Below are 7,657 nucleotides of genomic sequence, written 5' to 3' on the forward strand. Positions count from 1 at the left end.
GGTCGTGTTGTTGCTGGCCGCCGCCGTGTGGGCGACCACCACCTACTGGCTCTGATCCCGACCCGGTCAGGAGAGCCAGCTCGGCAGGGCGTCCGGGTCCAGTCCGTAGCGCACTATCGCATCTGCGGCGGCCCCTGGGCCGGCTGACCCCTCGACCGCGAGTTCGGCGAGCACCGCCACAGCGACATGCGCCGCGTTCGTCTCGAAGAACCGGCGCAGCTCCTCGCGAGTGTCGGACCGCCCGAAGCCGTCGGTGCCGAGTGATGTGTACTGGCGCCCCGGCGGCACCCAACGGCTGATCTGGTCAGGCACGGCGCGCATGAAGTCGGTGACCGCCACGATCGGGCCCGAGCTGGCTGCCAGCTTGCGGGTCACGAGCGGGACGCGTGGCTGCTCGAGGGGATGCAGCCGGTTCCAGCGTTCGACCTCCATCGCCTCCAGGCGCAGCTGCTGGTACGACGTCGCCGACCATACCGATGCACGCACGGCGTACTGCTCGGCCAGCATCTCTCGTGCCTGCAGTGCGGCCTCCCAAGCGGTGCCCGAGAACAGGATCGTGGCTTCCGGGCCCTCACCCTGCGGGGCGGGTGCCCAGCGGTAGAGGCCGTCGATCACGCCGGCCTCGAGTTCTCCGCTGCCACCGTCGTCGGGCATTGCGGGCATCGGGTAGTTCTCGTTGTAGACGGTGAGGTAGTAGAAGGCGTCCTCACCCTCGGAACCGTCTCCCGGGTACATGCGCTGCAGGCCGTCTCGGATGATCAACGCCATCTCGAACGCGAACGCGGGGTCGTAGCTGCGGCACACGGGCACCGTCGAGGACAGCACATGGCTGTGGCCGTCCTGGTGCTGTAGTCCCTCGCCCATGAGTGTCGTGCGGCCGGCCGTGGCGCCCATCAGGAACCCGCGGGCGCGTGCATCGGCGGCCGCCCAGATCAGGTCGCCGACCCGCTGGAATCCGAACATCGAATAGAACGTGTAGAACGGCACCATTGGCACGCCGCGGTGGGCGTGGCTGGTGGCGGCCGCGATCCAGCTCGACATAGCGCCCGCTTCGGTGATGCCCTCCTCGAGGATCTGGCCATCGCTCGATTCGCGGTAGCTGAGCAACAGGTCGTGGTCGACCGGCTCGTAGAGCTGGCCCTGCGACGCATAGATCCCGACTTCCTTGAACAGCGAATCCATGCCGAAGGTGCGTGCCTCGTCGGGAACTATCGGCACGATGCGAGGGCCGATCGACTCGTCGCGGATCAGGTCCCTCAGCAGTCGTGTGAACGCGGTCGTGGTGCTTGCCGGCTGCTTGCCGGAGCCGGCCAGCAGCTCGTCGAAAGCCGTCGGTGCCGGAGGGGTGATGGGCCGACGGATGGGCAGTGTGCGAGATGGCAGCGGCCCGTCGAGCGCCTTGCGCCGCTCGAGCAGGTAGCGGGTCTCCGGCGAGTCCGGGGAAGGCCTGATGTATGGCGGCATGTCTCCTGCCAGGTCCTCCTCGGAGACCACGTCCTGCAGGTGCAGCCGGTCGCGCAGTTCGAGCAACTGGTCGGAACTCATCTTCTTGATCTGGTGGGTCGAGTTGCGCGCTTCCAGTCCGGACCCCAACGTCCATCCCTTGACCGTCTTGGCCAGGATCACCGTGGGTACGTCAGAGGTGCTGACCGCGGCGGAGTAGGCGGCGTATAGCTTGCGGTAGTCGTGGCCGCCTCGTGGCAGCTTGGTGAGGTCCTCGTCGGAGAGGTGCTCCACCAGGGACCGCAGCCGGGGGTCGGGTCCGAAGAAGTTCTCCCTGATGTAGCTGCCGTCCTCGATCGCGTAGCGCTGGAACTCACCGTCAACGGTCGTGTTCATCTGGTTGAGCAGCACGCTGTCGGTGTCGCGCATCAGCAGTTCGTCCCAACGGCCACCCCAGATGACCTTGATCACGTTCCAGCCCGCCCCGCGGAACATGGCCTCGAGCTCCTGGATGATCTTGCCGTTGCCGCGCACCGGCCCGTCCAGGCGCTGCAGGTTGCAGTTGATGACCCAGGTGAGGTTGTCGAGGTGCTCGCGGGCCGCCAGGGAGATCGATCCGAGGGTCTCGGGCTCGTCGCACTCCCCGTCACCGAGGAAGCACCACACACGCGAGTTGGCGGCGTCGTCGATGCGGCGGTTCTGCAGGTACTTGTTGAACCTCGCCTGGTAGATCGACATGATCGGCCCGAGGCCCATCGACACCGTGGGGTACTCCCAGAAGTCGGGCATCAACCTGGGGTGCGGGTAGGACGAGAGGCCGCGCCCGGGGCGTTGCGGATTCGGGATCTCGTGGCGGAACCGGTCGAGGTCGGCCTCGTCTAGGCGGTACTCGAGAAAGGCCCGCGCATATATGCCCGGCGACGCGTGCCCCTGGATGTAGACGTGGTCGCCGGGGCCGGCATCCTTGCCCCGGAAGAAGTGATTGAAGCCCACCTCGTAGAGGGCGGCGGAGGAGGCGAAGGTCGACAGGTGGCCCCCGATACCGTCGGACTGGTGGTTGGCCCGCACGACCTGCGCCGCTGCGTTCCAGCGGATGTAGCGCCGCAGGCGACGCTCGATGTCCTCATCGCCGGGGAACCAGGGCTCTTCTTCGGCGGGGATCGTGTTGACGTACGGGGTGGAGACCCGTGCAGGAGTGCCGATCGCCAACTCTCGGGCCTTGGCCGTGAGGCGGCTGACCAGGTACTGCGCGCGGGCCCTGCCGCGCTGGTCGACCACGGCGGTGAGTGAGTCGAGCCACTCCTGGGTCTCCTCGGGGTCGATGTCCGGCAGCTGGTGGGTGAACCCGTCGATGATCATCTCGTTGTTTCCTCGGTTGTCCCGTCCCGCCGGATCGCCGGCCGGGGCGGAGTGTTTCGGTTCGTGGCCGATGCGTGCGCCTCGCACCCCTCCACGCTCTAGGTTGCCGTCATGGGCGGCGATCCCCACTCTCCCACCTCCGCAGGCACCTCGGGGTCCACGGTCACCGTGTTCACCGATGGTGCGTGCAGCGGAAACCCCGGTCCGGGCGGATGGGCCTGGGTGCAGCCCGGTGGTGCCTGGGCGGCGGGTTATGACCCCGACACCACCAACCAGCGCATGGAGGTGGCCGCCGCCCTCGAGGCGTGCGAGCGTTTCGATGGTCCGTTGCGGATCGTGTCGGACTCCACCTATTTGGTGAACTGCTGGCGTGACCGCTGGTGGCAGGGGTGGCTTAAGAGGGGCTGGAAGAACTCCCAGAAGAAGCCTGTGGCCAACCGCGACCTCTGGGAGCAGTTGGTGCCGCACTTCCGAGACCGCGAGAACCTCGTGCTCGAGTGGGTGAAGGGCCACTCGGGCGACGAGTGGAATGACATCGCGGACCGTCTCGCAGTCGGTGCGGTTCAGCGTGGCGAGGGAGCCGAGGGCGCCGGCCCCCCGGCCGACGAGTTCCTCGGCAACCCCGACGAGCCGACCGGACCGGCCGTTGCACCTGCTGGCGCAGCCCGATCCTCGGAGGCTTCCTCAGGCGGGCCTGCTTCCCGGTCTGCCGCCCGCAGGGCTGCCGACCCCCGGGTGCCCGAGGGCCACGTGCTCGTGGTGGCCGGGCTTCGTTCGCACGAGATCGCCGACGACGCGTCCACCAGGGAGTCGTTGCGGGCAGTGATCGAAGGGCAACGTCAGATGTACCCGGACCTCGTCGTGCTCAGTGGCCTGCGCGCCGGCGCAGAATCCCTGGCTGCGGAGGTCGCGCTCGCCGCCGGTGCCGACCTCGCCGTGATACTGCCTTACCCGGACCCTGCACAGGGCTGGCCTGAGCGCGAGCGCTCGCAGTTCGAGAAGTCCCTCGACGTGGCGCGTGAAGTCGTGGTGCTGGAGAAGGAACGGCCGGCTGACCTCGACGGGCGTCGCAAGTCGCTCGCCCGGCGAGACGGATGGCTGCGGTCCGTGGCCGACCTCGCCGTGGTGTTGACCGATGGCCGCGATGCCGAGGCGGAGTCGGCGCTGAAACAGTGGGAGAAGGTGCTGGGCGAAGAGGTGTGGCGACTGGACGTGGCGCAGTGAGGGTCGGCGCCGACAGCGGGGGCACGTTCACCGATGTGGTGACCGCCGACGGGCTCACCACCAAGGTGCCTTCCACGCCCGCGGATCCAGGCGCAGCCGTGCGCACGGGCATTGCCCAGGTGAGCGGCGACGATGCAGTTCCGAAGCGGCCGGCCGACGGTCGCCCCGAGCTACTGGCTCACGGCACGACTGTGGCGACCAATGCCCTGCTCGAGCGAAAGGTCGGCCGGGTCGCGCTGGTCACGACCGAGGGCTTCGCGGATGTGATCGAGATCGCCCGCCAGGACCGCCCGTCGCTCTACGACCAGTGGGCGGACCGACCGGACCCACTGGTCGCCCGGCCGGACCGGATCGAGGCTCGGGGTCGCCTTGGCGCCGATGGGAGCGAACTGCTCGCGGTCGACGCGGCAACCGTCATGGACCCGCCCGAGGATGCCGACGCCGTGGCCGTCGTGTTGTTGCACTCCGATCTCGATGGTTCACACGAGCGGTCTGTCGCCGCCGAGATCCGATCGCGGGGCTGGGAGGTGACTGCGTCGCACGAGGTGAGTCCCGAGTTCCGCGAATACGAGCGAACTGTCACGACCGTGGTCAACGCAGCATTGCGGCCCGTGTGCCGCTCGTACCTCGAAGGCCTTGCCGAGGCGGCCGACGACGTGGCCGTGATGACCTCCGCCGGTGCGCTGGTGGACGTGCGGCGCGCGGCTGACGTGCCGGCTTCGCTGCTGCTCTCCGGGCCTGCGGCGGGGGCACGGGCCGCTGCGCAGGTGGCGCGGGCCTGCGGGTTCGACGACGCGGTGGGCTTCGACATGGGAGGCACCAGCACCGATGTGTGCCTCGTGTTGGGTGGTGAGCCGGCGGTTGCTGCCCAGCACGACGTCGCCGGGTTCCCGGTGCGGCTTCCCTCGCTCGACGTGCACACCGTCGGCGCCGGCGGCGGCAGCATCGCCCGCATCGATGCCGGTGGTGCGCTGGTCGTAGGTCCCGAGTCCGCCGGCGCGGTGCCCGGCCCAGTCTGCTACCGCCGGGGCGGCACGGAGCCGACGGTCACCGATGCCAATCTGCTGCTGGGCCGTATTCCCCGAGGCACGGCGTTCAGCGGCCTCGGCGAGCTCGACTCGCAGGGTGCCGCCGACGCGATGGAAACCGCCGGCGTCACCGCCGAGGGCGTGGTCGAGGTCGTCAACGCGACGATGGTCCAGGCGCTGCGCAAGGTGTCGGTGCAGCGGGGTGTCGACCCGGCGGGGATCGCCCTGGTCGCCTTCGGCGGTGCAGGCCCGCTGCACGCTTGCGAGCTGGCCGAGGAGTTGGGTGCGGCAGCGGTGATCGTTCCCGCCGCCGCCGGGGTGCTCAGCGCGATGGGTCTGCTCAGCTCGCCCCGCGGCATCGAGCTCGTCCGCAGCTGGCCCGAGCCGCTCGACCATTCCGGTCTGGTGGCTGCCGGCGATGACCTGGCGGCATCAGCTGTGGCAGCAGTCGGCAATCCCGCAGCGGAGGTCGAGGTCGCGTTCGACTGTCGGTACGCCGGCCAGAGCCATGAGTTGCGGGTGGGTTCCGTGGACGAGTTCGGCGAGGTCCACCGTCGCCACAACGGCTACGAGCGAGCCGGTGACCCCGTGGAGGTGACGGCAATCAGGGCCACGGCAACCCTGCCGGCCCCGGTGTCGATCGAGGCGCTGTGTGGGTCATGGGAGGGCAAGTGGGCAGGCGAGACCGTCGTCGGCCCCCGCGTGGTGTCGCGTGAGGACTGCACGATCTGGATCCCCGGTGGTTGGGAGGGTTCCGAAGGCGCCCTCGGCGCCCTCGTGCTTCGGCGGAGTTCTCCTTCACCGGCAGGGGGTTCGTCGTGAGCAGCCAGGACAGCGGCAGCACGGCGCCCGGGTCACTCGACCCGGCGTCGCTGCAGGTGCTGATAGCCCGGTTGAGCGGCATCGCCGAGGAGATGGGCGCCGTGCTCCAGCGCGCCGCGTTCAGTCCCAACATCAAGGAGCGCGCGGATTGCTCGGCCGCGGTGTTCGACCCGGCGGGGCACGTCCTTGCCCAGGCCGAGCACATTCCGGTGCACCTTGGATCGATGCCAGCTTCGGTGGCCGCCGTGATCGATCACCTTGGTGACCGCCTGGGCCCGGGCGACCAGGCACTCGTCAACGACCCGTTCGCCGGGGGCACGCACCTCAACGACATCACTGTTGTGGCACCGTGCTTCGCCCCGGCGCCGGCCAGTGGCCGGCGTGAGTTGGTGGGCTGGGTCGCCAACCGCGCCCACCACGCGGATGTCGGCGGATCCGCGCCCGGCTCCATTCCCGCCGATGCAACCGACATCCATGCCGAGGGGCTACGCATCCCGCCTGTGGTTCTCACCGACGACGTGCGGGCTCTGCTCGCGGCCAACAGCCGCACGCCGTGGGAGCGATCAGGCGACCTCGAGGCCCAGGTCGGGTCCAACGTCGTCGGGGTCACTCGCCTGGGTGAATTGGCGGGCTCGCCGTTCGGCGAGGTGTTGGCACACGGCGAGCGCCTGTGTCGTTCGGTGCTCGGTGCCTTGCCGACCGAGAAGGTGGCTGCGAGCGACGTGGTCGACTCCACAGGCGGGTCGGCGGAACAGCAGCGGCCCGCCTCGATCGAGTTGGCGGTCCAGGTCGGCGGCGATGCCGGCGGCGCGAGCATCACGTTCGACTTCACCGGAACCGACCCCCAGCGCTGGGGCAACACCAACGCCGTGCGCGCTGTGACGGTGTCGGCGGTGGCCTTCGCTCTGAGGGCTGTGCTGGATCCCACGCTGCCCGCCAACGCAGGGGTGATGGCACCGGTGAAGGTGGTGACGCCGGCCGGTTCGATCGTGGACGCAGTCGCCCCGGTGGCCGTCGGCGCGGGCAATGTCGAGGTGAGCCAGCGGGTTGCCGACGTGTGCCAGCTCGCGCTCTCGCAGCTGTTGCCCGGCAGGGTGCCTGCGGCCGGACAGGGCACGATGAACAACCTGCTGATCGGGGGCGGAGGGTCCGATGCGGACCGCGGCGGCCCGTGGGTGTACTACGAGACCACCGCCGGTGGACAGGGCGGCCGCCCGCCGGATCCGGACCGTCCGGGTAGTCACCCGATGCCTGGCATGTCGGGCGTGCACACGGCGATGACCAACACCCGCAACACGCCGATCGAGGCGCTGGAGCGGGCGTTCCCCGTGAGGGTGCTCCGCCAGCGCCTGCGCCGCGGCAGCGGGGGAGAGGGTGCCGCGCCGGGCGGCGAGGGGATCGAACGCGACCTCGAAGTGCTGGTCGCCTGCACCGCGTCGCTCATCACCGAGCGGCGGGTCAGCCAACCCTGGGGGCTGGAAGGTGGCCGGCCCGGAGCGGTGGGCGAGAACTGGCTGTTGCCCGCCGGCGACGAATCCCGCGCCGAGCGCCTGGCCGACAAGTGCACGGTCGAGCTGCGAGCCGGCGACGTGCTGCGGGTACTCACCCCCGGCGGCGGCGGGTGGGGCAAAGCTGACGGACGTCTGGGCAGCTGAGCCACCGTGCTGGTTTACTCATCGTGCGTTCTGGAGTGGTGCCGCGTCGATGTGACGCGGATCTACGCCAAGAAGGTGGATGAGTAGTTCAGCACAGGCCTGGGTCCGACCGGTCCGGCCGGCTCA

Annotated in this window: 4 protein-coding genes; 3 read left to right on the plus strand and 1 reads right to left on the minus strand. The window is 69.6% G+C overall.

The features are described 5' to 3' along the window. Positions 1–66: 66 nt before the first annotated feature. On the minus strand, positions 67–2,802 hold the full coding sequence (aceE, locus tag GY812_16195) for a pyruvate dehydrogenase (acetyl-transferring), homodimeric type (GenBank protein MCP4437023.1): 2,736 nt from the start codon (positions 2,800–2,802) through the stop codon (positions 67–69). 111 nt (positions 2,803–2,913) lie between these two features. Here aceE and GY812_16200 point away from each other — a divergent pair, with 111 nt between their 5' ends. From GY812_16200 to GY812_16210, 3 genes are read left to right on the plus strand one after another with little or no spacing between them, the layout of a single operon-like run. Beyond that, complete coding sequence (locus GY812_16200; protein MCP4437024.1) at positions 2,914–4,026, plus strand: ribonuclease HI; 1,113 nt, start codon at positions 2,914–2,916, stop codon at positions 4,024–4,026. Beyond that, positions 4,002–5,876, plus strand: coding sequence for a hydantoinase/oxoprolinase family protein (locus GY812_16205; GenBank protein MCP4437025.1), 1,875 nt, complete (start codon positions 4,002–4,004; stop codon positions 5,874–5,876). The genes GY812_16200 and GY812_16205 overlap by 25 nt, the downstream gene beginning before the upstream one ends. Then, complete coding sequence (locus GY812_16210) at positions 5,873–7,531, plus strand: hydantoinase B/oxoprolinase family protein (GenBank protein ID MCP4437026.1); 1,659 nt, start codon at positions 5,873–5,875, stop codon at positions 7,529–7,531. Before GY812_16205 ends, GY812_16210 begins: the two co-directional genes overlap by 4 nt. The last annotated feature ends 126 nt before the right edge of the window (positions 7,532–7,657 follow it).

It is taken from the genome of Actinomycetes bacterium, from assembly GCA_024222295.1.
Lineage (GTDB): Bacteria > Actinomycetota > Acidimicrobiia > Acidimicrobiales > Microtrichaceae > JAAEPF01.